Source organism: Paenibacillus sp. GbtcB18, from assembly GCF_019091125.1.
Taxonomy (GTDB): domain Bacteria; phylum Bacillota; class Bacilli; order Paenibacillales; family NBRC-103111; genus Paenibacillus_F; species Paenibacillus_F chitinolyticus.
In genome coordinates this window covers 327,758-353,949 of the sequence record NZ_JAGXJX010000001.1, presented here as the reverse complement: position 1 = coordinate 353,949, position 26,192 = coordinate 327,758, and the positions used below count along the sequence as shown (strand labels likewise).

20 protein-coding genes are annotated in these 26,192 nt (G+C 54.3%); 4 read left to right on the top strand and 16 right to left on the bottom strand.

Annotated features, from left to right (window positions below; all coding sequences use genetic code 11):
- Positions 1–85: 85 nt before the first annotated feature.
- Genes glgD through glgB form a run of 3 tightly spaced genes read right to left on the bottom strand, consistent with a single transcriptional unit; the run spans position 86 to position 4,290 of the window.
- Positions 86–1,195 (bottom strand): glucose-1-phosphate adenylyltransferase subunit GlgD, encoded by a 1,110-nt coding sequence (gene glgD, locus KVT34_RS01775; RefSeq protein WP_217556362.1) that lies wholly within the window; start codon positions 1,193–1,195, stop codon positions 86–88.
- A gap of 7 nt (positions 1,196–1,202) precedes the next feature.
- Entirely contained in the window at positions 1,203–2,351 is a 1,149-nt protein-coding gene (locus KVT34_RS01770) for a glucose-1-phosphate adenylyltransferase (RefSeq protein WP_217556361.1), read from the bottom strand.
- A complete protein-coding gene (gene glgB, locus KVT34_RS01765) occupies positions 2,341–4,290 on the bottom strand; it encodes a 1,4-alpha-glucan branching protein GlgB (RefSeq protein WP_254634567.1) in 1,950 nt (649 codons plus the stop codon). Before glgB ends, KVT34_RS01770 begins: the two co-directional genes overlap by 11 nt.
- Before the next feature lie 251 nt (positions 4,291–4,541).
- Between glgB and KVT34_RS01760 the strand changes: the two genes are divergently transcribed.
- Entirely contained in the window at positions 4,542–5,408 is an 867-nt protein-coding gene (locus KVT34_RS01760; protein ID WP_217556359.1) for a class I SAM-dependent methyltransferase, read from the top strand.
- Between the two features lie 3 nt (positions 5,409–5,411).
- Entirely contained in the window at positions 5,412–6,149 is a 738-nt protein-coding gene (locus KVT34_RS01755; protein ID WP_217556357.1) for an RluA family pseudouridine synthase, read from the top strand.
- Here the strand turns inward: KVT34_RS01755 and KVT34_RS01750 are convergent.
- Positions 6,114–6,518: a MarR family winged helix-turn-helix transcriptional regulator gene (locus KVT34_RS01750; RefSeq protein ID WP_009675620.1), complete on the bottom strand. Its 405-nt coding sequence runs from the start codon at positions 6,516–6,518 to the stop codon at positions 6,114–6,116. The two genes, KVT34_RS01755 and KVT34_RS01750, sit on opposite strands and share 36 nt — an antisense overlap.
- Before the next feature lie 314 nt (positions 6,519–6,832).
- Positions 6,833–7,000 (bottom strand): hypothetical protein, encoded by a 168-nt coding sequence (locus KVT34_RS01745; RefSeq protein ID WP_217556356.1) that lies wholly within the window; start codon positions 6,998–7,000, stop codon positions 6,833–6,835.
- Positions 7,001–7,096: 96 nt separating this feature from the next.
- On the opposite strand from KVT34_RS01745, the gene KVT34_RS01740 reads away from it, so the two are divergent.
- Positions 7,097–7,264 (top strand): hypothetical protein, encoded by a 168-nt coding sequence (locus KVT34_RS01740; RefSeq protein WP_009675479.1) that lies wholly within the window; start codon positions 7,097–7,099, stop codon positions 7,262–7,264.
- Between the two features lie 17 nt (positions 7,265–7,281).
- On the opposite strand, the gene gyrA is transcribed toward KVT34_RS01740, so the two are convergent.
- From gyrA to KVT34_RS01715, 5 genes are read right to left on the bottom strand one after another with little or no spacing between them, the layout of a single operon-like run.
- Positions 7,282–9,744: a DNA gyrase subunit A gene (gene gyrA, locus KVT34_RS01735; protein WP_217556355.1), complete on the bottom strand. Its 2,463-nt coding sequence runs from the start codon at positions 9,742–9,744 to the stop codon at positions 7,282–7,284.
- Positions 9,745–9,768: 24 nt separating this feature from the next.
- The gene (gene parE / locus KVT34_RS01730) at positions 9,769–11,742 is read right to left on the bottom strand and encodes a DNA topoisomerase IV subunit B (protein ID WP_217556354.1); all 1,974 of its coding nucleotides are present in this window, start codon (positions 11,740–11,742) and stop codon (positions 9,769–9,771) included.
- A 48-nt stretch (positions 11,743–11,790) separates the two neighbouring features.
- Entirely contained in the window at positions 11,791–12,783 is a 993-nt protein-coding gene (locus tag KVT34_RS01725; protein ID WP_217556353.1) for an ABC transporter permease, read from the bottom strand.
- Entirely contained in the window at positions 12,776–13,762 is a 987-nt protein-coding gene (locus tag KVT34_RS01720; RefSeq protein ID WP_217556352.1) for an ABC transporter ATP-binding protein, read from the bottom strand. Before KVT34_RS01720 ends, KVT34_RS01725 begins: the two co-directional genes overlap by 8 nt.
- Positions 13,763–13,777: 15 nt before the next feature.
- The gene (locus KVT34_RS01715; protein ID WP_217556351.1) at positions 13,778–14,587 is read right to left on the bottom strand and encodes a GDSL-type esterase/lipase family protein; all 810 of its coding nucleotides are present in this window, start codon (positions 14,585–14,587) and stop codon (positions 13,778–13,780) included.
- Between the two features lie 254 nt (positions 14,588–14,841).
- Here KVT34_RS01715 and KVT34_RS01710 point away from each other — a divergent pair, with 254 nt between their 5' ends.
- Positions 14,842–15,525, top strand: a complete 684-nt coding sequence (locus KVT34_RS01710; RefSeq protein ID WP_217556350.1) for a hypothetical protein — start codon at positions 14,842–14,844, stop codon at positions 15,523–15,525.
- A 67-nt stretch (positions 15,526–15,592) separates the two neighbouring features.
- On the opposite strand, the gene KVT34_RS01705 is transcribed toward KVT34_RS01710, so the two are convergent.
- The 6 genes from KVT34_RS01705 to nth all read right to left on the bottom strand — a co-directional run bounded on the left by KVT34_RS01705 (position 15,593) and on the right by nth (position 26,185).
- Positions 15,593–16,729 (bottom strand): acyltransferase, encoded by a 1,137-nt coding sequence (locus KVT34_RS01705; RefSeq protein ID WP_217556349.1) that lies wholly within the window; start codon positions 16,727–16,729, stop codon positions 15,593–15,595.
- A 168-nt stretch (positions 16,730–16,897) separates the two neighbouring features.
- A complete protein-coding gene (locus tag KVT34_RS01700; RefSeq protein ID WP_217556348.1) occupies positions 16,898–18,748 on the bottom strand; it encodes an ABC transporter ATP-binding protein in 1,851 nt (616 codons plus the stop codon).
- Complete coding sequence (locus KVT34_RS01695; RefSeq protein WP_217556347.1) at positions 18,741–20,525, bottom strand: ABC transporter ATP-binding protein; 1,785 nt, start codon at positions 20,523–20,525, stop codon at positions 18,741–18,743. The genes KVT34_RS01700 and KVT34_RS01695 overlap by 8 nt, the downstream gene beginning before the upstream one ends.
- A 710-nt stretch (positions 20,526–21,235) precedes the next feature.
- Positions 21,236–25,018, bottom strand: a complete 3,783-nt coding sequence (locus tag KVT34_RS01690) for a dynamin family protein (RefSeq protein ID WP_217556346.1) — start codon at positions 25,016–25,018, stop codon at positions 21,236–21,238.
- 199 nt (positions 25,019–25,217) lie between these two features.
- A complete protein-coding gene (locus KVT34_RS01685; protein ID WP_009675599.1) occupies positions 25,218–25,496 on the bottom strand; it encodes a hypothetical protein in 279 nt (92 codons plus the stop codon).
- A gap of 29 nt (positions 25,497–25,525) precedes the next feature.
- Entirely contained in the window at positions 25,526–26,185 is a 660-nt protein-coding gene (gene nth, locus KVT34_RS01680; protein WP_042228337.1) for an endonuclease III, read from the bottom strand.
- Between the last annotated feature and the right edge of the window lie 7 nt (positions 26,186–26,192).

The window sequence follows — 26,192 nt, the reverse complement described above, 5'->3', positions numbered from 1 at the left end:
TTTCTTCTGAATTTCTATTTGAAAAAGCCAAACCGAAAACCGCTCGGCGGCGTTCGGTTACGGCTTTTGATTGTCGGAATCCGTTTTAAATGACTTTCATTTTCGCCGCGATGAACGGTGCGCGAACATCCCCGGCCAACACACGCCCGCGGCTGATGAACACGTCTTTGTCAAGAATGGCGTTCTCGATCACGACATTTTCTTCAATGGAGCAGTTCTGCAGGATAATGCTGTTTTTCACGACAGCTCCCCTGCCGATTTTTACGCCCCGCGACAAAATGCTGTTATCGACCTTGCCTTCAATGACGCAGCCGTTGGCGATCAGGGAATTGCGTACGCTCGCGTTCGCCTCGTAGCGGGCAGGCGGTTCGTCTTTTACCTTGGTGTAGATGAGATCCTTGCGGAAGAACAACTCCCGCAGCACCGACGGGTCCAGCAGTTCCATGCTGTGCCGGTAGTAGCCTTGGATCGAATTCACGATTCCGAGATAGCCGTCATGACGGTATCCGACCACGTTCAGCTTGTCGATGTTCTTCATGATCCCGTCCCGAACCAGATGATCGTAGCCCTGCGCCAGGCAAGTCTCCACCATGTCCAGAAGGAGCGCTTTGCTCATGATATACATTTCCATGGACACGTAATCCGTACGCAGACGTCCGGTCTGGTCCTCTATAACCGTCACTCTGCCGTCGGGACGTACCGCAAGGCGGCGATAGCTTCCCGAGTATTCTTCTTCCGCCTCTTTATAAACGACGGTCACATCCGCTCTCATATCTTCATGGTAGCGGACGGCGTCTTCGAAATTAATGTTGCATACCATATGGCTGCGTCCGATAATGACCAGTTCTTCCCGGCCCCGGTAGAAATAATCGCGGTGGGAATAAAATTGGAACAAATCTCCGCGCGACATGCCTGCCGGATCGTCCTGGACGGACGGAAGCACGAACAGGCCGCCTCTCTTGCGGTCGAGGTCCCATTCCTTGCCGGAACCCAGATGGTCCATCAGGGAACGGTACTTGTGCTGGGTAAAAACGGCCACGTTGCCGATCGAGGAATTCACCATGTTGGATAAAATAAAATCGATCAGCCGGTAACGGCCTCCGAACGGAACCGAACCCGCACAGCGGTGAAGCGTAAGCTCTTCCAGATCGTCCGGCTCGTTCACCAGATTGATAACGCCCATTACATGCTTCATGCTATCCTCACCCTTTCGACTCCGTAGTGGCCCGTATGTGTTCTCCTCCGCCGATCAGCACGATCTCTTCCCCGTCTCCTACGACCGCCCCGTCGTCCACGACCGTATTTTCCCCGATGATCGCTTTGCGGATGGTGACATTGCTGCCGATTCTCGCTCCCGGCATAATGACGGAATCCCGGATGACGCTGCCCTCGCCGATATGTACGCCGTAGAACAGGACGGAGTGGTCCACATCTCCGAACACGGAGCAGCCTTCGTTCACGAGCGAACGGCGTACTTTGGCCCCGCCCGAAACAAACTGCGCAGGCTGATAAGGCGTCACGGAATAGATCCGCCACGATTTATCGTTCAGGTTCAGTTGGGTCGGATCATCCAGCAGGTCCATGTTCGCTTCCCACAGGCTCTGAATGGTGCCGACATCCTTCCAGTAGCCCTGGAACGGATACGCTACGAGGTTCGCCCCTTCTTCCAGCATGGCCGGGATGATGTCCTTCCCGAAATCTTTGCTGGAGTCGGGATTTTCGTTGTCCTGGATCAGATATTTTTTAAGCGCCGTCCAGGTAAACATATACACGCCCATGGAAGCGAGGTTGCTTTTGGGTTCTTTCGGTTTTTCCGCGAATTCCGTAATTTCGCTTTCTTCATTTACGCTCAGAAGGCCGAAACGCGACGCCTCCTCCCACTTGACCTCGATCACCGCGATCGTGGCGTCCGCACCCTTCGTTTTGTGATATGTGAGCAGCCGGTCGTAATCCATTTTATAGATGTGGTCCCCCGAGATGATCAGCACGTACTCCGGCTCATAGCGGTCGATAAATCCGATATTGCGGTAAATCGCGTTCGCCGTCCCCTGATACCAGTCGCCTCCGCCCTGCTCCATAAAAGGAGGCAGCACCGTTACGCCTCCGTTTTTGCGGTCCAGGTCCCACGCCCCGCCTATGCCGATGTAGGAGTTCAGCACGAGAGGCTGGTATTGGGTGAGCACCCCTACCGTGTCGATGTCCGAGTTCGTGCAATTGCTGAGCGTGAAATCGATAATGCGGTACTTTCCGCCGAAATGAACGGCCGGTTTCGCCAGCTGCTGCGTCAGCACGCCGAGTCGTCTGCCCTCTCCTCCGGCAAGCAGCATGGCAATACATTCTTTACTTCGCATCTTTCGATTTCCCCTTTCGTCGCGAGGTACGTTCGACTTGTGATCGTTTCAGATAAACTGCGGCAAGCGGCGGTACTCGAAGCGATAAGCTGTTGTCAAAACCGTGCAGCGGAACCGCTTCGCTCGCAAGCGGCTGACGGTTGGCCTGGCCCGACCCGCCGTACGCTTCGTCGTCGCTGTTGAAGATTTCCGCATAGGCCCCCGGTTCGGGAACGCCGATCCGGTAATCCGGGTGGACGACCGGCGTGAAGTTGCATACGACGATGAGATCGTCCTTGGGCTTCTTGCCTTTGCGGATAAAAGCGACGACGCTCTGGCTGGAATCGTCGGGCGAAATCCACCGGAACCCTTCGTGGCCGTGATCGTTCTGCCATAAGGCAGACTGCTCCAGGTAGAACTGGTTCAAGGCCCGGACATAGGTCTGCATTTTGCCGTGCAGCTCATAGTCCAGCAAAAACCAGTCCAGATCCTCCAAGTCCTTCCATTCGTCGAACTGGGCGAATTCCCCTCCCATGAACAGAAGTTTCTTCCCCGGATGACCGGACATATAACCGTAAAGCACGCGGGTGTTGGCGAACTTCTGCCAGTAGTCCCCCGGCATTTTATGCAGAATGGACCGCTTGCCATGCACGACTTCGTCATGCGAAAGCGGCAGCACGAAATTTTCGTTGAACGCGTACATAAACGAGAACGTGATCAGATTGTGATGATACTTCCGGTGAATCGGATCCATCTTCATATATTTCAGCATGTCGTTCATCCAGCCCATGTTCCACTTGTAATTGAAACCTAGCCCTCCCGCATCGACAGGCGACGTGACTTGAGGCCAATCCGTGGAATCCTCGGCCATCATCAAGGCGTTCGGATAGGAGCCGAAGACAACGGTATTTAATTTCTTCAAAAACCGGATCGCGGCCGGATTTTCGTCCCCTCCGTGCTCGTTCGTGACCCACATGGACTGCGGCTTGCCGAAGTTCAAATACAGCATGCTCGCTACCGCATCGACCCGGATGCCGTCGATGTGATATTTGTCCATCCAGAACATCGCGTTGGAAATAAGGAAGCTGTGAACCTCCGGCTTGTCGAAATCGAAAGCCAGCGTTCCCCATTCCGGCTTTTCGGCGAGATGGGTCTGATCCGGCTCGTACAGCGGTTGTCCGTCAAACTGCCGCAGACCGTGGGCGTCTTTGCAGAAATGGCCGGGCACCCAGTCCATGATGACGCCGATGCCGGCCTGGTGACACCGGTCCACGAAATACATAAAGTCTTTCGGTTCGCCGAACCGGCTCGTCACCGAATAATAGCCCGTCGCCTGGTAGCCCCAGGAACGGTCGAACGGATGCTCCGCAAGCGGAAGCAGCTCGATATGGGTATACCCCATTTCGAGAACGTAGTCGACAAGTTCGTCCGCCAGCTCGCGGTAGGTGAGAAGTTCGTCCTCTTCGCGGCTTTTCTTTTTCCAGGTTCCGAGGTGAACTTCGTAAATGTTTAAAGGCTGCTCGTATACCGGTTTGCGGGCGCGCCGGCGCCGCCAATTCTGGTCTCCCCACCTGTACCCGTCCAAATTGTAAAAGCGGGAAGCGGTTCCCGGGCGAAGCTCCGAATAAACGGCATAAGGATCGGCTTTCAGGATAATCCGGCCGTCCGGTGTGTGGATTTCATATTTGTATAGGGAGCCTTCCGCCAAACCGGGAACCGCAAGCGTCCATATTCCGCCGGATTCCGGCACGATCTCCATGCGATGGTTTTCTCCGTTCCATTCGTTAAAATCGCCGACGACGCGCACTTCATGGGCATGAGGCGCCCAAACGGTAAAGCGTACGGCCGTTGTCTTACCCCGTTTCTCTGCGTGTGCCCCGAATAGGCGATAACTGTGATAAGAAGTTCCTTCATGGAACAAGTAGATGTCTTCGGAGCCGGGGATCTGTTTACCCGCCATATGCTTCAACCCATCCCCCTCTTGTATAGTCATCTTTTTGTACCCGATTCGGCACTTCGTGAAACGAAAAGGCTCTTTATCGGGCACACTCCTTATATTGGCTTCCATCAAGGGATGTTGTACAATAGATGCTTAGAAGAAAACGGTGTTAAAAACCGCAAGTTATTCCGGCATCCGTCCGCGGACGGATTGCTGTTTTTGAATGAGGAACCGCTGTACATTTTGACGCGAGGAAAGAAGGAAATGAACCGATGTATGTAGCTAATCGCTGGAACGACTATGAACTCCTGGACACCGGCGGAGGAGAAAAACTCGAACGCTGGGGTTCTTATGTATTGCGGCGTCCCGACCCGCAAATTATTTGGCCGCTGACGGTCGAAACGGCAAGCTGGAAGCAGGCCGAAGGGCGTTACCGGCGCAGTTCTTCCGGTGGCGGCAACTGGGACTTCCGCCAGAACCTGCCGGAGCGCTGGACGATCTCGTATGACAACAAACTCCGGTTTCATATTAAACCGACCGGATTCAAGCATACGGGCCTCTTCCCCGAGCAGGCCGCCAACTGGGACTGGATGATGGACAAGATAAGCAATGCCGGCCGTCCCATTAAAGTGTTGAATCTGTTCGCCTACACGGGCGGCGCCACTGTCGCCTGCGCCTACGCGGGCGCTTCGGTCGTCCATGTCGACGCTTCGAAAGGCGTTGTGCAGTGGGCGAAAGAAAACCTCGAGCTGTCCGGTCTCGCAGACCGCCATGTGCGTTTCATTACCGACGACGTATTCAAATTCGTCCAGCGCGAGCAGCGCCGCGGCAACAAATACGACGCCATCATCATGGACCCTCCGTCCTACGGACGCGGACCCAACGGGGAAACATGGAAGCTTGAGGACGATTTGTATCCGTTTATCGAAACGTGCATGACGATCCTATCGGACAACCCGCTGTTCCTGCTCGTCAATTCGTATACGACCGGCATCTCTTCCACAGTGCTCAAAAACATTTTGACCTTGGCGATGCACAAGCGTTACGGCGGACATATCACCGCAGGCGAAATCGGGCTTCCGATCACCGCAAGCGAGCTGACGCTGCCTTGCGGGATTCTCGGCCGCTGGGAGGCGTAAGCTATGGCGGGACCGAAGCATGCGGCGGACGGGGCGGCGATTCCCGTCCTCTACGAAGACAATCACGTGCTCGTCGTGGAGAAGCCCGTCAATATGCCGACGCAGGAGGACAGCTCGCGCGATCCCGATCTTCTGAGCGTGCTCAAGGAAGACTTGAAGCGCCGGCATCAAAAGCCGGGCAACGTCTTCCTCGGGCTCGTGCACCGGCTGGACCGGCCTGTCGGCGGCGTCATGGTGTTCGCCAAAACGTCCAAGGCGGCTTCCCGCCTCTCCGACAGCGTGCGGACACGGACGTTCGACAAAACGTACGCGGCCGTCGTACGGGGCAGACCCAAGGAGCCGCAGGGCACTCTGCGGCACTGGCTGCTCAAGGATACGCGGACAAACACCGTATCCGTGGTTAAACCCGGCAAGGACGGCGCCAAAGAGGCGCTCCTTGACTACCGGGTGCTCGGCAGCGCCGAAGGGCTCAGCCTCGTCCTGGTGAAACTGCACACGGGCAGGCCGCATCAGATCCGGGTGCAGCTCGCGGCCATCGGCTGCCCGCTCTACGGCGATCAGCGGTACGGCGCCGGAGCGAACGAACCGGGGCAGCAGCTTGCCCTCTGGTCGGCCCGGTTGTCCTTCCCGCATCCGACGCAGCAGGAGACGTTGACCTTCCGGTCATCTCCTCCCGAGCGTCACCCTTGGTTCTTGTGGCAGGAACTAGTTCGCAACCTTCCCGAGCAGATAAACGAGTAGCTGCTGATTGTGGGAGGAAATGCGGCTGAGATACGCGTCCAGCACTTCCTCGCGGATCTGCAGCCCGCGCTCCCGCTCGGATTTCCCTTTGTCCGTCGCGTCGACCCATACGACGCGGCGGTCTTTTTCATCCCGGCTCCGGGTAATAAGCCCCGCCCGTTCCATGCGGTCCAGCAGAGTCGTTACGGCCGCCGGCGTCGTAGCCAAATATTCAATAAAATCGGAAGGCTTCATCGTGCCGTTAGCCGCAAGCAGCTCGAGCACGTGAAGCTGCCCTTCCGTTATCGTCGGTGCAAGCTGATCTTCCATATTGGATTTGAGTTCCTTGGAAAGCTTCGTCCACAGTTTCGCAAATTCTACCGAATACAATTGCAATCACTCCTCCGATTCAAGGCTCATCCGTTCTTCAATCCAAGTATATCACGTGTCCAATGGCGAAATATAGGTTAATGCCGTTAATACTTTAAGACAATAAGTCAGGCATTTCGCGCCTTTTCGCTAAGTTACGGGCTCTGCTGACGGAAAAGTTGTCCGAAATGCAAGAACCAGCGTCTGTGTCTTTGGCCTTGTTTTTCTTAGTCTTATTTTTTTCTTAGCATTATTCTCCTCACAGGTGTTTCTGCTCCTTCCCTCCGGCATCTTTAAAACGGTTAAGTTCCCTGGTGGTTTTCAATCCATCCCTCCTACCGCTTAAGCTCGCCTAACGTTTTGCATAAAATCCCCTCCACCTGCATCTGCGCGATTTGGTAAGCACGGTCCGATTCGGACCGGATCAAGTCGACGTCCGTTTCCGTTATCCTCTTTCTTTTTCCTTTCAGTCCGCATCCCTTCCCTATTTCCACGCTCTGCATGCTTCCTGCCCCTGTTCTCTAAAACGCCGGTTGTCCTGCACATTTCTGGGCGGATGCACATACACTGTAAGTAAACAGCAGAAGGAGGGATTGCCCGTGCACATAAAAAAAAGCGCGCTGGGACAGCGCGCACTTGATCTTGGTTTATTGAAGGACCCGGGCTGGCTCGAACGTCTGGACGAACAAGTGCCCCTGTGGGTCGTACTGGAAATCGCTTTTCAGCTCATGGAAACGATGGATCCGCCTACCACCAGCTATGATTGATTTTTAATGGAGCTCTGTCACGCGTTCGGCGGACGTTTATCCAGGCTTGCGTTCTTAACAAGGGCGGCAATGCTTTCGCCTTTGGAAACCGGCACAAGCTGCTTTCCAATCGATTTACGGTCATCAAGCGGGGCCTGGTTGGTTTTGAAGACAGTTTTTTCTCCGCTGCTGTTCCAGGCAGTGATTTCGTAGTCCTGTTTGAAATAGAACATGCCGACCAGCTCGCTGCCGTTAGATTTCACGCGCTTGCCTTCCTTAAATTCAAACGTGCCGATCCCTTTGCCTCCGCGTCCCTGCAGCGGATAATCCACCAGCAGCGTACGTTTGGCATAACCGAGATCGGAGATTACGAGCACCTCGCCCTCATCTCCGTATACCCAATCCGCCGCAACCACTTCATCGCCTTCTCGAAGCTGAAGCCCGCGGACTCCCGCCGCAGCGCGCCCCATCGGATTGACTTCCTCCTCGCGGAAACGGATGCTCATCCCCTGCTTCGTGGCCAGCATGATATCCTTCGTTCCGTCGCTAAGCCGGACATGCAGGATCTCGTCGCCGGCTCCTACTTTACAAGCGACAATGCCGCTGGAGCGGTTCGTGTAATACTCTTTTAGGTCGGTCCGTTTGACCTGCCCTTTACGGGTAATGAAGACGAGCGATTTGCCTTCTTCGTTAAAATCTTTCACCGGGATCATATCCACGATCCGGTCATCTTTCGCAATCGGAATAATGTTCACGATAGCGGTACCGTTATCTTTCCATTTGTACTCCGGAATGAGATGGACGGGAAGAAGGAAATACTGCCCTTTGTTTGTAAAAATGAGCAGGCTTTCGATCGTGTTGACTTCCTTCAGATGGCGGAGATAGTCGCCTTCCTTAAGTCCTGTGTTGTCGACCGCGCCGCCCGATCTCGTATAAGAGAGCATACTTGTCCGTTTAATATACCCTTCGTTGGACAGCGTAACGAGAACGTCTTCCGGCGTCACCATCACTTCGAGGTTAACCTTGATTTCCTCAACCTCGTTCTGGATATCCGAACGGCGCTCTATACCGTACTTGGTACGGATTTCGGTCATTTCATCCTTGATCACGCCGAGGAGCTTCTTCGTGCTTCCCAGAATGCCGCGCAGCTGATTAATCGTCTTCTGCACGTCCTTCAGCTCTTTTTCGAGCGAAGTAATCTCTAGATTCGTCAGCCTGTAAAGCTGGAGTACCAGAATCGCATCGGCTTGGCGTTCCGTGAAACCAAACTGGGTGACGAGATTTTTCTGGGCATCCAGACGGTTTTTGGACGCTTTGATGGTCGCGATGACTTCGTCCAGAATGTTGAGCGCCTTGACAAGCCCTTCCAGGACGTGCGCACGGTCTTCGGCTCTCTCGAGATCGTACTGGGAGCGGAACGTGACGACTTCCTTCTGGTGCTCGATGTAAGCCGACAGCATGTCTTTCAAACCGAGCTGCTTCGGCGTCTTGTTCACAATAGCTACCATATTAAAATTATAGGTGACCTGGAGATCGGTCTTTTTCAGCAGATAAGCAAGAATCCCCTGAGCGTCGGCTTCCTTCTTCAGCTCCACGACGATCCGCATGCCGTCTCTTCCGCTCTCGTCGCGGACTTCCGCAATGCCTTCGACTTTTTTCTCCAGACGGATATTTTCAATGGCGGTAACGAGTCTCGACTTCACGACTTGGTACGGAATTTCCGTCACCACGATCTGCTGCCGGCCCGCTTTGAGGTCCTGAATCTCCGTCTTGGAACGGACGTAAATACGGCCCTTGCCCGTATTGTACGCGTCCCGGATGCCTTCCTCGCCCATGATGATGCCCCCCGTCGGGAAATCGGGGCCTTTCATATGACGCATCAGCTCTTCCAGGCCGATGTCCGGCGCATCGATCAGCGCGGTACACGCATCGATCACCTCACGCAGGTTATGCGGGGGAATCTCGGTCGCAAATCCCGACGAAATCCCGCTTACGCCGTTGACAAGCAGGTTCGGATACCGGGAAGGAAGAACCACGGGTTCTTTGGTCGTATTATCGAAATTATCTTTGAAAAGCACGGTACGCTTCTCGATATCGCGAAGCAGTTCCATCGCAATGGGCGATAGCCTTGCTTCGGTATACCGCATAGCGGCGGCCGGATCGTCGTCGATCGAGCCCCAATTGCCGTGGCCGTCGACGAGCACGTGGCCCATCTTCCAAGGCTGCGCCATGCGCACCATACCCTCGTAAATCGGGCTGTCCCCGTGAGGGTGATAGTTACCCATGACATCTCCGACCGTTTTGGCCGACTTCCGGTACGGTTTGTCCGGGGTATTCCCCGAATCGTACATCGCATACAAAATCCGGCGCTGCACGGGCTTCAGTCCGTCACGGACATCGGGAATCGCCCGGTCTTGAATAATATATTTAGAGTAGCGGCCGAACCGGTCCCCTACTACTTCCTCCAGAAACGCGGGTAAAAACTGTTCCAAACTGCTCAACTCGGTTCACCTCTAGACGTTCAGTCACTCTTCGGATTCGGTAAAGTCTACATTTTCGATAATCCAGCGTTTGCGCGGATCGACTTTGTCGCCCATCAGCGTCGATACCCGGCGCTCCGCCTTGGCCGCGTCCTCGATCTGCACCTGCAGCAGAGTGCGGCTTCCCGGGTCCATCGTCGTTTCCCATAACTGGTTCGGGTTCATCTCTCCCAGTCCTTTATAACGCTGCAGTTCGATGCCTTTGCCCAGCTCCTTATGGAGCGCCTGCAGCTGATCTTCGGTCCAAGCGTAATGTACCGCGCTGTTTTTGCCTGCTTTCTTAGTCACTTTAAAAAGCGGCGGCTGCGCGATATAGACTTTGCCGTTATCGATCAAAGGTTTCATGTACCGGTAGAAAAACGTCAGCAGCAGCACCTGGATATGGGCGCCGTCCGTGTCGGCATCGGTCATGATAATGATTTTGCCGTAGTTGCTCTCCTCGAGGGCAAATTCGGAGCCGACACCCGCGCCGATAGTGGCGATGATCGCCCTGTATTCGTCGTTTTTGAGAATATCGGCGAGCTTCGCTTTTTCGGGGTTGAGCGGCTTCCCTTTCAGAGGCAGGATCGCCTGATGCTTCGAATCGCGGCCCTGCTTCGCGGAGCCTCCCGCGGAATCGCCTTCGACGATGAACAACTCGTTGCGGGCGTAATCTTTCGACTGCGCCGGCGTCAGCTTGCCTCCGAGATTGGAGCTTTCGCTGCGGCCTTTCTTACCGCTGCGCACTTCCTCGCGCGCTTTGCGGGCCGCTTCACGGGCCTTGGCCGACTGGATCGCTTTTTTCAGCATGCTTTGGGCGATTTGCGGGTTTTCCTCCAGGAATACGGCCATTTTCTCCGACACGATAGCGTCTACGGCGCTTCTCGCCGATGCGCTGCCGAGCTGGTCTTTCGTCTGGCCGACGAATTCGACCTCGCTCATTTTGATGTTGATTACCGCCATCATGCCTTCGCGCAAATCGGTTCCATCGAGATTTTTCTCTTTTTCCTTCAAAATGGCGGTTTTGCGGGCATATTCGTTCATCGCCCGCGTATAGGCGGTTTTAAAACCCGTTTCATGGGTCCCGCCGCCGCGTGTCGGAATCGAATTCACGAACGAAGCGATCGTTTCCGTATAGCCGTCGTTATACTGGAGCGCGACTTCCACCTCGATGTCGTCCTTCTCGGATGCGAAGTGGATCACGTCGTGCATGACCGATTTGCCCTCGTTGAGGAACTTGACGAATTCGCTCGCTCCGCCGTCGTACTTGAACGTTTCGGCCTGGTCCGTGCGCTCGTCTTTCAAAATGACTTCCAGCCCGGAGTTCAGAAAAGCGATTTCCTGAAGCCGTTCGGCGAGGGTATCGTAGCTGATCGCGATGCCGTTCTGGAAAACGCGGCGGTCCGGCTTGAAGGTAACGCGCGTACCTGTTTTGTTCGTGGTCCCCGTCACCTCTAGTCCGGTTCTCGGTTCCCCTACATGCTCCACGCCCTTCTCGTCGATCCAATATTCGAAACGCTGTTTATGTATCTTGCCGTCTCGAAAGATCGTAACTTCCAGCCATTCGGACAAAGCGTTCGTCACCGATGCGCCGACGCCGTGAAGGCCGCCGGATTTCTTGTATCCGCCGCCGCCGAATTTTCCTCCGGCATGAAGAATCGTAAATACAACCTGCGGCGTCGGTATGCCGGTCTTGTGCATGCCGGTCGGGATGCCCCGGCCGTTATCCTGTACGGTGACGGATCCGTCTTTATGGAGCGTCACCTCAATTTTGGAACCATGCTTCGCGAGGTGTTCATCGACCGCATTATCGACGATTTCCCAAACCAGATGATGCAGTCCCGAAGTACTTGTGCTGCCGATGTACATGCCCGGCCTTTTGCGGACAGCCGTCAGCCCCTCCAGTACCTGAATCGCATCGGCATCGTATTCCGCCGGCTGGTTCGGTTGATTCGTCATCATCTCTAGCTGCTCGGTCATCGAAGCGCCTCCTTCTTTCCTTTTTCCATTCCCGAACGGGTTCATACGTTAATTTAAAATATCTTTACGGGTAAATACCCCAAACGAAACAAAAAGTGAGATCACAGCCCAGACTGACAGAACGGCCAGCGAAAACCCGAGGCTCATGCCTTTAATCGGAGGCAGGGCGCCCGTCATGTAATCGGTCAGCTTCAGATTCACCATAAACAAATACTTCGCCGCTTCCCAAGAGGATACCATATTGGTCAGAATCGTGCCGGAAATAAGCACGGCCAGCATGATTCCCATTCCGGCCGCCGTCGAACGGATGAGCACGGATAGCATCAGGGAAAGTATGGCGACCACTATGCCGACAAACCAGACAAATCCGGTTTCCATCAGCAGGTATTTCCACTGGTCGATGGCATGGACCCCGCTAAGATCCACGTCTCCTCCGCTCGTCTTGAAGCCGACAAACACCGGCATGTTCCATCCCCCGTACCCGAAAACGAGCCCGGATATGAGATAACTGAGCGCGGCGGTTGACAAAACCACGAGCGAAACGAAGAGGATCAGCGTGATCAACTTGCTCATTAGGATTTTCCATCGCTTTACGGGTCTTGTCAACAACAATTTGATGGTGCCGCCCGAATGCTCGGATGAAATGATATCCGCCGCGATGACCATAATGATGAGCGGAATGAACAGCGAGATGGAGTTATTCAGAAATTCTCTGGTGAAAGTGACACCGTTGGGAGATTGCGGATTAATATCATGATCCAGATAATACTGGGATATTTTTATTTGTGCCCGCCTGAACTCTTTCCATTCCTCCGGAACACGGGCGGAACTGAGACTCCGCTGGTAATCCACGATTTTCTGGCGTTCCGAAGCTCTCCAATCCGTCGTACCGAATTGCTTGATTGTATTCTGGGAGACACGCATCTGTGCATAAGTAAACATGGGAATGAGAGCGAGCAGGATCAGGATGACCACGAGAAAACGCCGTTTTTTAACCATTTTGATGCTTTCGTTCTGGACTAGCGCCGCCAAGTTACCCAATTTTCTCACCCTCCGTCAGACTCAGGAACAGATCCTCCAGTGTCGGATGTTTCATTTCGATAGCGTAGATCCGGATTCCTGCGTCCACCAGCCCGCGATTTATTTCCGGAATCCGCTCTTCGCTCAACTGCGTGACAATCGTTCCCGCCCTTTCCCCCGCATGAAGCGCAGATAATACGGCAGGCTCGTCTTCTTCCGACAGCTCTTCCCGCCGTCCGAGCACCGTGACTCCCTGCTGCCTGCCCAGCCATGCTTCCGCCTCGTCAGCCGGGTCCGCGGACCAGAGAACCGTACTGCCGGACTGCACGATCAGCTCGTCCACTTCCCCGACCGCAATCACCTGCCCTTTGCTGATGATGGCGACACGGTCGCAGAGCTGCTGAATTTCGCTGAGCAGGTGGCTGGATACGAACAGGCTCAGCCCGCCTTTGGCAAGTTTGCGGATAAAAATCCGCATTTCCTTGATCCCTTGCGGGTCCAGACCGTTGGTCGGCTCGTCCAGAATGAGCAGCTTGGGCTTTGCCAGAAGTGCCTGGGCGATCCCGAGACGCTGGCGCATGCCGAGCGAGTAGGTTTTCACCTTATCGTGGATGCGCGCATCCATGCCTACCAGCTCGACGACTTCCCTGATTCTCTCCTCGCCAGTGTCGGGGAGCATCCGCGCGAAGTGCTCCAGGTTCTCCCAACCCGTCAAATAGCCGTAAAGTTCAGGATTCTCAACGATACAGCCCACGTACTGCATCGCTTCGTTGTGCTGCTTCTGGACATCGAAGCCGCAGATCGTCACGACTCCCGAAGACGGCTTAATGAGATCCACGAGCATCCGGATCGTCGTCGTTTTGCCGGAGCCGTTGGGCCCCAGAAATCCGAAAATTTCACCGCCGTACACGTCGAATGAAATGCCCTTGATAATTTCCTTGCCGCGGATGCTTTTCCGGACATCCCGCACAGACAGCACCAGTTCACGGTCACTCGCCACAGTTCACTCCCCCTGTCACTTCAAAATTTGCGCCATCCGGCTTGCTATCCGCTCATACCCGTCCTGATTCGGATGAAAATGATCCGTAAACAAATATTTGTTCAAATTTTGTTCGAACAAATCGTATGTAGGCACGAAAACGGCATTCGGAAACTTGTTCGTCAGCGCGAAAGCCCCGTCGTTAAACTTCTGCACGATCAGCGAACCGGTTTTCTTCGGATCGAGATCCAAAAAAGGATGATACAGCCCCACGTACATCACCTTTGCATCCGGATTCGCCTTGTTGATATTCGTCAGGATCTTGTCGAGATTGGCTAGAGTAGGCTCTACGCGTTTGGCTGCCGCTTCCGGATTGAAGCCCTGGTCGTTGTTCGTGAAAATGTCGCTTCCGCCCTGGAAGATATCGTTGCCGCCAATCGTAAGCAAAATAAGATCCGCCTGCTTCAGCGCATCTGTCGTCTTCTTGCCGTCCCATTCCTTAAGCAGCGCATCGGTCGTGGCGCCGGGAATAGCCAGATTATTCAGCACGTAAACGGGTTTGCCTGTCTGTTCCTCCAGCTTTTCCCGGAATCGTCCCACATATCCTTTTCCCGTACCGTCTCCGGTTCCCGCCGTAAGCGAATCGCCCAGGGATACGAGCTGAATTTTATTTTTCCGGTCCAGTTCGTTCACGGCCGGCGTTTCTTTCGGAGCCGCCGTCAACTGTTCCCCGCCGGAACCCGGAGACAGAACATCCTTGACCGCATAGCCGAAGCCTCCGGCAAACAACAGCGTGGAAATCAGACCGGTTGTGCCGACAACAAACCATAACGTTCGCGATTTCATAGGTATAGAGGCCCCCTCGTCTTGTCCGTTCCTACTTAAAAGAGTATCCGTTCGTCCGCCTATTTGCAAATGGAAGAACGGGTGGGACAAAGCTGCGCACTGGCATGATTTCTCCATTATAGAACACACGTTCTCTAATTTCAAAGGATATTTCGATCCCTGATGAACGACCCCTGGTAATGTTTTGGAATATATGGTAATTTAATAAAGGTTTATTTCATTTTTATCCCTACTAGTAAAGGAAGAACCCATTTATGCGTCTCGTAAACGTACGGAACCGATTGACGGTTTTGTTGATGCTGGCTTTGCTGGCAGGCGGCTGCTCCGCTCCGACGGTTTCGCCTCCGTCTGTAAGTTCTTCCCCACTCCCTTCTGCGGCAGGCCCGGAACAATTGGTAGTGGAGCCGGCCGATCTATTCGCGGGGGACGCCGCCAAATTCAGCCCTTTTCTCGGCAGCTATGCGGGCAGTGTATTAGTGCGCTACAAAGGCGACAAAACGTATTTGAGTGTTTCCTACAAGGTATGGGAAAACGGAAAAGCATCCGAATCCGCGGTCTCTAAGCATTCGCTGCCTATGATGAATGGGGACACGACTGCTTCAAAAGACTACAACGGAGAGTTCATCGTTTCGGTCCGTGAGGTTACAGACGATAAAGATGAGGGCATTCTGAACTCCTATACCGTCACGATCAGCCTTAAGGACTCCGGAGGTTCTACGACTTCAAGCTTTACCGTCCCCGTGAACCGCAAGCTCTTTACCCAGTCCCATCTGTTAAAGCTCCAAGAGAAGATTACGATTCCCGACTCCACCCCGACTGCTGTCTGGGGATTTGCGGCTTCGAACGCCAATGCCGTCACGTTTATTTCCGGGAAATTGCCGGAGGAGGAAGCCTCAAAAGCCCCCTATGCTTTTTTGATGTACCTTACCCTGGAGTAAAACGCGTCTCGCCCGTGCCGAATAAAGAAAATCACGTCCGTTTGGACGTGATTTTCTTTGCGGGACCCTAGCCGTTCATCGGAACGTTGCCGGGCGAGGCCGGTTTGCTTTTGCCCGGCTTTAATGCGCGCACCGCTTTGCGGTAGAGAACGGCGGCCAGCAGCGAGCCGAGCAAAGCGCTAAGGAAACTTAGCAGCACATATACATTGTAAGCCGCCATACCGCCCGGCGCCGGAATTTTCAGCTTGAAGGCCGTTAAAATCAGCGGGTGCATCAAATAAATGCCGAACGAATAGGAACCGAGCGGCAGCAGCCATTTCGCGGCGCCCGGCAGTTTATCCAGCAGCCATTTGCCGGCTCCGAGCAGGACTATCGAGACAGTAGTCGCGTAGAACAGCATGGCGATCACATACCAGGTGTTCTCGAACATCCGGTTATCGTACCGGTTAAGCAGGAACATCTCCACGTACGTGCCGCCGGACACCAGCATAACGAGCAGGGCCCACGATACGACGCTCTTCATTTTTTGACGGAAAAAATCGTAATACAGGCCTATAAACCCGCCCGTCAAGAAGAAACTGAAGTAGGTCGGCGCCAGCGAAGGGTAATGATCGATAATCTCTACCCAGTGGTTGTAGGAATAGAAGCCGAGCTGAATCAAAATACCGAGCGGAACCATCGAAACACGGAACCATTTATACTTGGCCAGGAACATCAGTACCGGAAAAATCACATAAAACTGCAAGATAATGATCATAAAATAAAGATGATACCCCGTATCCGCCCACTGAATGTCCCCCAGAAACTCTCTCGCGTCAAACTCTACAGGCTGTCCGGAAATCCACGGATTGTATATATAATAAAAAAGAGACCAGATCAAATAAGGAACGACAACGCTCCATAACCGGCGTTTGTAAAATTGAACGGCCGTCTTCACGCTCCAGCTTCCCGAATACCGGTAGAACAGGACAAGTCCGCTGATCAGAATAAAGACAGGCACAGCAAATTGGCAGGCCCGGTTAAGGGTGAACAAAATGATCTGGGACAAACTTCCCTCGTCCGGAACGACCTGCCCTTCCCACGGATATACAGCCGCTTCGGTTGTCGAGTGGATGAGTACGACGGCCATAATGGCGACGGCACGCACGATGTCCATTTCAAAAATTTTCAGTTTACTCGTTGTTGTAGTTATCTGGCGGTTCAAACAAATCCTCCTTCACTCGTGTTCCATCCAATTAATTACCCTATCACGACTTGCCCCTTTCTGTCGAGAGCGAAAGGTTAACATTCTTTCCCTTTGGCAGCTTTCGCGGGAATTGCGCCCCCATCTTTACCCTCAAACAAAAAGAACTCCCGGAGGAGTTCTCTTGATTCAAATCGCATCCTGCAAAAATTTATATTGAGCCTGAATCAGCCCGTAATAAATGCCCTGATGTTTCATCAGTTCGTCGTGATCGCCGGTTTCCATAATTCGCCCGTGATCGAGAACGATAATCTTATCCGCTCCTCGGATCGTAGACAGCCGGTGGGCAACCATGAAGGAAGTCCGGCCTTTTAAGAGCGTTTTTAACGCTTCCTGGATACGCAGCTCCGTCTCGGTGTCGATGCTTGCGGTCGCTTCGTCCAGAATGAGGATAGCAGGGTCCGCGAGCAGCGCCCGGGCGAACGAGATCAGCTGCCGCTGCCCCATCGAGAGCGCGTTCCCCCGTTCCTGAACCTCCGTATCGTAGCCGAAAGGCAGCTTCAGGATGAAGTCGTGCGCATGAACCGCTTTGGCGGCCGCTTCGACCTCTTCATCGGTTGCATCGAGGCGCCCGAACCGGATATTATCGCGGATCGTTCCCGAGAAAATGAACGTATCCTGCAGGACGATCCCTATCTGGGACCGCAGACTTTGCAGCGTAACATCGCGTATATCCTTCCCGTCAATACGCACGCTGCCTTCCGTCGGATCGTAGAAGCGGCAGAGCAGGTTAATGATGGTGCTCTTGCCCGAACCCGTATGACCGACAAGCGCGATGCTCTGCCCCGGCTGAACGTCCACATTGATATGGTTCAGGGCGGTGCGGCCTTTTTCATATTCGAATACGATATTCTCGAAGCTGACCTGCCCCCGGATCGGCGGAAGTTCGGCAGCATTTTCTTTCTCGCCGACGGTCGGCTGCTCATCCATAAATTCGAAGATGCGCTCGGCCGAAGCCATAGCCACGAGAAGCTGGGAATACATCTGCACCATGCGGTTGATCGGCTCCCAGAAGTTGCCGATATAGCTTGCGAAGGCGACGAGAAGACCCACTGTGATCTCCCCGGACTGGATCAGGCTCGCTCCGTACCAGAACAGGATAAAATACCCGATCGCGCCCGTGATCTCAATGATCGGCCCGAAGCTCTGGTTCAGCTTGGAAGCCCGGTTCCACGCCTGTTTGTTGTCCTCGTTCATCTGTTCGAAGAACCGGATATTTTCCTTCTCCTGCGTATAGGCCTGCGTGACCCGGATTCCCTGAATGCACTCGTTAAGGTGGGCGTTCAGGCGGGACTGCTTGATATTAACCGTCTGCCACGAGCGTCTGACCCGTTTGCGAAGCTGGGACGAAACGATGAACATCAGCGGAACCGTAATGATTATCGCAGCTCCCAGTTTGAAGTTGATCGTCAGCAGAATGATCACGATCCCGACAAGCTGGACACAGTCGATCATCATGTTGACCACACCGTTCGTGAACAAATCCTGAAGGGAGTTCACGTAGTTCGTCACACGTACAAGCACCGAGCCCGCCGGCCGCTTATCGAAAAATTCGAAGGACAGCCGCTGAATGTGCCGGAACAAATCGTGCCGGAGGTCGTAAATCACGCGCTGGCCGATTACACTCGTATACTTGATGCGATATTTATTCGACAACCACTGGATGATATACACCCCGAGCATTAAAGCGACCATGCCGAATAAAAATTTAGCATCCCCGCCGACGTACAGCGACGAATCAATCGTCGTACTGATGATAAGCGGAATCGATAGCTTCGTTATCGCTCCGACGATCATCATGACGATTACGATCGGAATAATCTGCTTGCTGTAAGGCTTCATATAAACCGCAAGACGTTTAAACTGCCCCCAGTCAAACGATTTCTCAAGCATCTCGTCATCTTGGTAGACGAACCGTTCGCCGCTCCCGGCTCCTTTGCCGTTGACTTTCTCTTCGGACTGCCGCTGCCGGTTACTCATGGACTGCCGCCCTCCTTTGCTGCGCATCCGCCGCTCCCGCGACATCGGGATGATCCGAATATTGGATACGGTACGTTTCCAGATAAGGGCCTTCCCTGCGGATCAGCTCCGAATGAGTCCCTCTTTGTACGACGCGCCCTTTATCCAGCACGATAATTTCGTCGGCGTGTTTGAGTGAAGAAATACGGTGAGCGATAATAAATGTCGTTCTGCCCCGCATCACTTCTTTGAATCCCGCCTGGATTTCCTGTTCCGTCTCCATATCGACCGCACTGGTCGCATCGTCCAGAATAAGAATTTTAGGATCTTTAATCAGAGCGCGAGCGATGGCGATTCTCTGTTTTTGTCCGCCCGAGAGGCCCATTCCCCGCTCACCCACGACCGTGTCGTATCCAAGGGGCATCTCCATAATAAAATCATGCGCTTTCACAAGCTTGGCGGCGCGGATAATCTCGTCCATCGTAACGTCTTTGCGTCCGTACGCGATGTTGCCCTTGATCGTCGAGGAGAACAGGAACGTTTCCTGGAAAACCGTCGCGATCTGATTTCGGAGACTTTCCAGCCGGATGTCTTTAATATCCGTTCCGTCCAGTGTGATCTGTCCGGTTTTCACGTTGTAGGCCCGCATGAGCAGGGAAATAATCGTCGACTTCCCGGATCCCGTTCCGCCCAGAAATCCGATGACGGTTCCGGGTGGTGCGTTCAGACTAAGATTATGGATAGCGGCCTCCGCATCCGGATAAGCGAAAGTTACCCGGTCGAAGCAAACATGCCCTTTTACGGTATCGGGGTTCAGCTCGACCGCATGCTCCCCGTCCTTCACATGAACGTACTGATGGAGAATTTCGAGAATTTTCTCACCCGACGCTTTGGATTGCGTATAGTTATTAATGTGAAACCCGATTCCCCACATAGGGCCGATGATATACCAGACGAGGCTGAAAAAAGCGACGAGTTCTCCCACGGACAGCGATCCGAGGATCACCATATAACCGCCTACACCGAGCAGAATAACGGCGCTCAAGTTCGCGATCAGCTCCATCACCGGGAAATACTTGGACCAGATCTCCGAGGTAATGACGTTGTTCGCCCGGTATTCCTCGTTGCGGAGCGTGAATTTCTCGACTTCGTAAGGTTCGCGGGCAAAAGATTTCACTGTCCGCACCCCTGTGATATTTTCCTGCACAGCCGTCGTCATATTGCTCATGGAAGCCCGGAGCGAACGGAAGGCCGGATGGATTTTTCCTTCAAAACGGATGGCCGCAAAAGCCAGAAAAGGCATCGTCAGCATCGTCAGAAGCGTCAATTTCCAGCTGATCGAGAACATCATGACCATTCCGAAAAGAACCATCAGAAACACGTTCAAAATTTGCGCGAAACCGAAGCCGATAAAGTTCCGGATCGCTTCAAGATCGGCCGTCAGACGGGACATCAGGTCCCCGGTTCGGGCTTTGTCGTAGTACTGGAAAGACAAGTACTGGAGCTTCTCGTACATCGCTTCCCGCATGTTATACGCGACCCGGTTGCCGAGCCGCCCCCCGCTGAACCCGTGCAGAAACTGAAACAGCGCTTTCACCGCAATCACCCCTACTACGAATAGGGCCAGCAGCGGGACCTGGTCGTAGCGCTTCACCGCGATAACGTCATCAATGAGATAACGCAGCAAGTTCGGGTACACAAGCCCCAGGGCCGTCGTGCAGATCAAGCAAAAGATAGAAGCGAAAAGCAGCTTCCGTTCGGGCCAATAAAACCGTTTGAGCCCCTTAAAGACTTCCATAGTATCCTCCTGGACATGGGCCAAGTTCACCGAATTTTGAGCAAGGCATTACCTAGCAAACCTTAATGAATCTTAACACCATCCCCGAAGGGGGGCAACGAGTGGAAAGAGGCTGAATTCCCCTTAACCTTTCATTTGTTCACGAATTAGACACCTGAGAGTTGCTATCCTTGTAAATCATCAAATTTCCCGTAAATGAAAGCGGTATCATAACAAACCTAACTAAACCCGCATTTTTCTTTAATCCGTCTTTAAATACGTGCCGCCACTTCTCCCTTTTGCTGTCAAAAAAGAAAGACCTTCACCCGAAATCCGGTGAAGGTCTGTTTCTTTTAAGAATCGTATGATATGCCCAAGGCGGACCGAAGACGGCGGAGGCTCTGACCGCCGAGACGCCTGCCTCAAGACCGGTTTGCCTGCTTGCAATACAGCGGGGGGCCGGGAAAATTTAGAAAAGAAAACCGGTGAACTGATTGTCTGACCGCTCAGAATGACGAAAAGAAGTCCCATCTATGAGCAAAATCACCCATTTGAATTAGGACAGAACAGCCGTCGCAGTCGTTGGCCCCGTAACGCAACGGCGTATGGGGCTTGGCAAAGGGGCCTCCACCCTAACCTGAAAGAGCAGAGCCGTACTGAGGCAGGAGTCTTTTAACCACGTGCTGCCGCAAGTTAAAACAGCCGAATACGCCGGGCTATCCCGTTTCCGGTTAATGTCCCGCCGAAGCTTCTCCGCTCCGCGACGGAATCCATTTGGCGAGCTCGTCGCGCTTCGAAGCCAGCACGCCGACGTCCGTCCGCATTTGGAGCGCGTCTCTCATGCCTTCCAGATGCTCGCGGTAGCTCTCAAGATGTCTTTCTTCCAGCGCCGCGAACGTATCGGACAGATGTCCCGCATACAATTCCTTCAGCATCGCTACGGCGCTTTCTACGAACTGTGCCACCGGATCGTTCAGTCTGCCCTCGAGCTCCGCCCTCAGCTTGCTTTTTCCTTCGCCCTCGAAGAAATGCTTGGCGTTCTTGAAATGAGCGGCAAGCGTTTTGTCCGTTACATCGGGAGCTTCCAGAGGCAGCTTGTTATCCGGCGTGTCGAAAGAAACGGATTCGTACGCTTCGAATTCGTAGCTTTCCAGCAGTTTGCGGAGTCCGGTTCCCCACGATTCGTAAGTCCCTTTCGCCAGCTTGTTCAGAAACTGCTCGATCCGCAGACTGGTCGCCAGCACTTCCTGCTGAAGATCGAATTCGATCATCCGAAGAAGGTCGCGCCAGCTTTCGCGCAGGGCGGCTTTGGGATCCCCGCCCCCTTCCCGGAAAGAAGCCGGGTTGAAAGAGGCATTGTATAGCTCCCCGAACCGGTACATCGTCCGCTGCTTCACGTAATAGAGCAGCTCTTGGATTTCTTTGGCCAGTTCGCGCTGCACAGGCGCAGGGTCCGTGTCCTTCAGGAGACGGACAGCCGCTTCCTCCGCACGCTCCAGCGCCTGCAAACGCGCTTTGCGCGCCTCTTCACCCTGCTGCGCCCCTTCGATACGCTCCTGGAGAACATGCAGCGCCCGTTCAAGCTCCTGGTCGGCGGAACGCAGCGAAATATCCGTCAGCTCCTCCAGCGTGAAGCGGATGAAGTCCTGTTCGAACGGAACTATGCCGGAAGCCTCCAGCTTTTTGGTATCCCGGGACAGCTTCCCTTCGGCGGCCAGGTGGCTCGATACCGGATAAATCCTCGGATGACGGATTCCGTGCTGAAGCAAGTTCGTTTCAATGTGACGGACAACGCCCTGCAGCTCTTCCTCGCTTGCGGCCAAATCCGCGGCATTGACGAGAAAGAACATTTTATCCAGTTCGAAGCTGTCTTTAACCCTTCCGAGCTGAAGCAAAAACTCACGGTCCGCCTGAGAAAAGGCATGGTTATAGTAGGTCACGAACAAGATTGCGTCCGCGTTTTTGATATAATCGAAAGCGACACCCGTGTGGCGCGCATTGATCGAATCCGCTCCCGGCGTGTCCACGAATACGATTCCCTGTTCCGTAAGCGGCGTGGAATAATGCAGCTCGATGTACTCGACGAAGCACGACTTGGATTCTTCCGCCACATAACCGGCGAATGCCTCCTCACCGACTCTCTGCTGCGTTCCGAGAAGCGGAGCGGCGTCGGGCCAGCCTTTGGCAACCGCTTTAAGGAACGTAAAGTGAGGCTTGCCTTTGGCCGTCACGCTTTCCGGCGTAAGCCCGCGGATAGCGGCCAGCGCCTCTTCCATGGCGGATGCCCGGACGCCCAGCACATCCAGGGAGAACAGCACGTCCTGGAGCATCACTTCCGCCGTCTTCATCTGCACCTTGGCCGTTCCATGCGGCCAATCGGCCGTAGGCGGCACGATTTTGTTAATCGCCGCCGTCGTCGGATTCGGCGACACGGGCAGTACGCGCTTGCCGATCAGCGCGTTGGTGAAGGACGACTTGCCGGCACTGAAAGCGCCGAACAAGGCGACGGTGAACGTCTTATGCCGCAGACGTTCGGCCTTCTCGCGCAGCGAGCGCACAATCGATCTCATCGACGGCATATCGCCGAGGAGATCCGCCGCCGCCGCGAGATCCTGGGCGCGGCGTTCCGCGCGCTTCGCGCCGCCGAGCTGCAGGCCGCCAGCGGCCGTCGCCGCGGCGTCTGAGGCGGCGTTGTCGCCCGCAGACGCTGCAGACGCTCCGACAGCCGGAGCGTTCTGCTGTGCAGCAGCCGCGCCGCCTTCTCCGTCCGCGAGGCTGTCACGATCCCCCGGCGCGGTATGAGCCGCGCGCAGGATCGTCTCCATCTCGGACGTGTGCAGCACGCCGCTTACCGCGGCCTCTTCGCCGCGGTAAGCGGCAAGATCCGGCAGTTCGAACGCCTTTGCGTGCGGCCACGAGGCCAGGGCGCGCAGCGCCTCCTCGCGGGCCGCTTCCTCGCGTTCGAAGCGCTTCAGCTCGCGCAGAGCGCCGAGCCGCTCTTCGAGCTGCCGCAGATCGGGCGCCAGCTCGGAATCGAGCCGGACCGAGCAGCTGCCGGCAAGACCGGCAAGGCGGTCGATCATCGCGAGCGCCGAGCGGCGCGCGGCCGTTTTCAGCTCCGCGGCTGTCTGGCGCATGTACGTCATCGTGTATTCGTTCCCGAACAAGGCTTCCGTGTTGACCTGCGAAGCGAGCCACGAAGAAGTGACTTCCACGCTGAACGCGTCGATATCGGCCAGCAGTTTCTCGTCGGTCATGCCAATGCCGCTGTACGCTCTGCGAAGCGCGTCCCTTAGATGCCAGTCCATCTGGGCGTGAACCTGCTCGGCGTAATCCTCGCGGAATACGTCCAGACGCCGCTCCACCTCCGCAGCCGTCTTAGCGGCCGCACCGAAGAAGCCGACCTTGAAACCCGGCTTCCGGCTGAGCAAATATTCATGCGCTTTGTCGCGGGTTAGCGCGGGCGTTACATTCGCATTGTCGATGATCGCCGCAATCTCTTTCCTCAGCGAGTCTGTCAGGTGGCCGGGCAGCGACTGCGCTTCGTTCAGACGGCGTGTCAGCTCCTCGTACTCGGCCAGTACTCCGGCCGACTCCTCTTCGTCCACACGCTCGCGCAGAACCGCTTTCTGCGGCTCGCTTTGTTCCCTCAGCCACTGGATGTGCTCGCCGATCAGATGATCCGCCGCCGCGTCCACACTCGCTTCGCGAAGCTCTTGCTGCATCCCGATCAATCGGGATAGCAGCCATTTGAGCTTGCCAGACTCGTTGCGCGGATGGTCCGGCTGCTTCATCGTCACGAAGAACATTCCGTCCGGGTAAATGCCCCAGCTGCGGAATGCTTCCAGTGCGCTTTCTTTGTACGTATCGAAAGAAAGCTCTTCTTCCCGGTGTTTATCGATTTGGTTCACGATCAGATAAAGCGGCTTGCCGCGCTCTTTCATCTGTTTCGTGAAGGCCAGGTTTACTTCCGATTGCACATGGTTATAGTCCATGACATAGAAAACCGCATCGGCCAGATGAAGCGCCGACTCCGTAGCCATGTGATGAGCCCCGTCCGTGGAATCGATTCCGGGAGTATCCAGAAGCACGGCGTGCTCCCCGAGAAAAGGCAGCGGATACGAAATACGAACTTCCTCGATATCCGTTCCGTTGACGCAGTAAGCGTCGAGTTCGCTCAGCGGAATCCGCCGTTTTCTGGCTTCTTCCTCGCCTTCGCTCCTCTGAACGACTTCCGCCCCTTCTTCCCCGCTCTCAATGCTAACGATGTTCGCACTCGTCGGAATCGGGCTGGAAGGCAGAAGCCGGTGCCCGCATAAAGTATTGATCAAAGTGGATTTGCCCGCCGAGAAATGCCCGCAGAACGCAAGGATGGTCTTCTCACCGCCGAGCTTTTCTTCCAGTTGAATCAGTTTACGCACCCGCGCGCCGTCGCCGGCCCCCTTCATTTCTTCCCGAAGACGGTCAAATGCGCGGAGAACCTCGTCCTTTCTTTGCTCCATAAGTCCATTCATTGAGTTTCTAATCTCCTTCTAATCTCCCATGCCATTGATATCGGTTTAAGTGTAATCCCGGGTGTTCCGGAAGTCAATTTCTGTTTATACGCAAAAACCCGTCCGTCGCGCGCGGAAACAACGCCGAAATATCGGTGTGTCCCTGCGCGGACAGACGGGTAACCTGCTTGGAAGCCCGGTTGGTGCGGAGCAGCGCGAGTTAAGAAACCACTGCGCTTTCTTTTTCTTCCGGAAGGAAGATTTCAAAAACGTCGCCGTGTTGAAGGATGGTAATATCGCCTTCTTTCACTTTCATGACAACCACTTCCGGTTTTGTTCTCATTTTTTCGAGATAGTTCTCAGGCACTTCGCCGGATTCGCTGACGATAACGCCTTGAATTTCTTTTTCTTCATTTTCGGAGAGCGGTGTGTTCATGATTGTCTCGTACAAATCGGAAAAAAGTTCAAAATCTTTCGTGTAAACAGCTATGCATTTCATTTCTACTCATCCCTCACTACACATTCTTTTTAACTAGTTTTGCTTACTTTCTTGATTTTCATACGTTTTTTTCCTTCCGGACAGATATCAAGCAGCGGGCAAATATCGCATTTCGGCGACTGTGCCTTGCAGTGGTACCTTCCGAAAAAAATAAGCCGGTGATGCGTCAAGGTCCATTCCTCGCGAGGCACTTTTCGCATCAATTTCTTCTCGACTTCGAGTACGGAGTCGTCCTTGCCCGCCAGCCCCAGCCGCTTCGACACCCGCTCCACGTGAGTATCGACGGCGATTGCGGGGACTCCGAAAGCATTGGAGACGACTACGTTAGCCGTTTTACGGCCTACACCGGGCAGTTCCACCAGTTGTTCGTGCGTGGTCGGAATTTGGCCGTCGTAGCGTTCAAGAATAAGTTGACACAGCTTCTGAATGTTCTTCGCCTTGTTGCGGTACAAACCGATACGACGGATGTCCTGCTCAAGCTCCTCCAGAGGGACGGCTAAATAATCTTCCGGCGTCTTATATTTTTGAAACAGCGTCTGGGTGACTTTATTCACGGTTTCATCTGTACACTGGGCGGAAAGAAGCACCGCAATGGTTAACTCGAACGGATTCGAATGGTTCAATTCACAGTGAGCATCTGGAAACATTTCACCAATCGTGTCCAAAATGTGCCTTACCTTCTGATTCATGAGTACC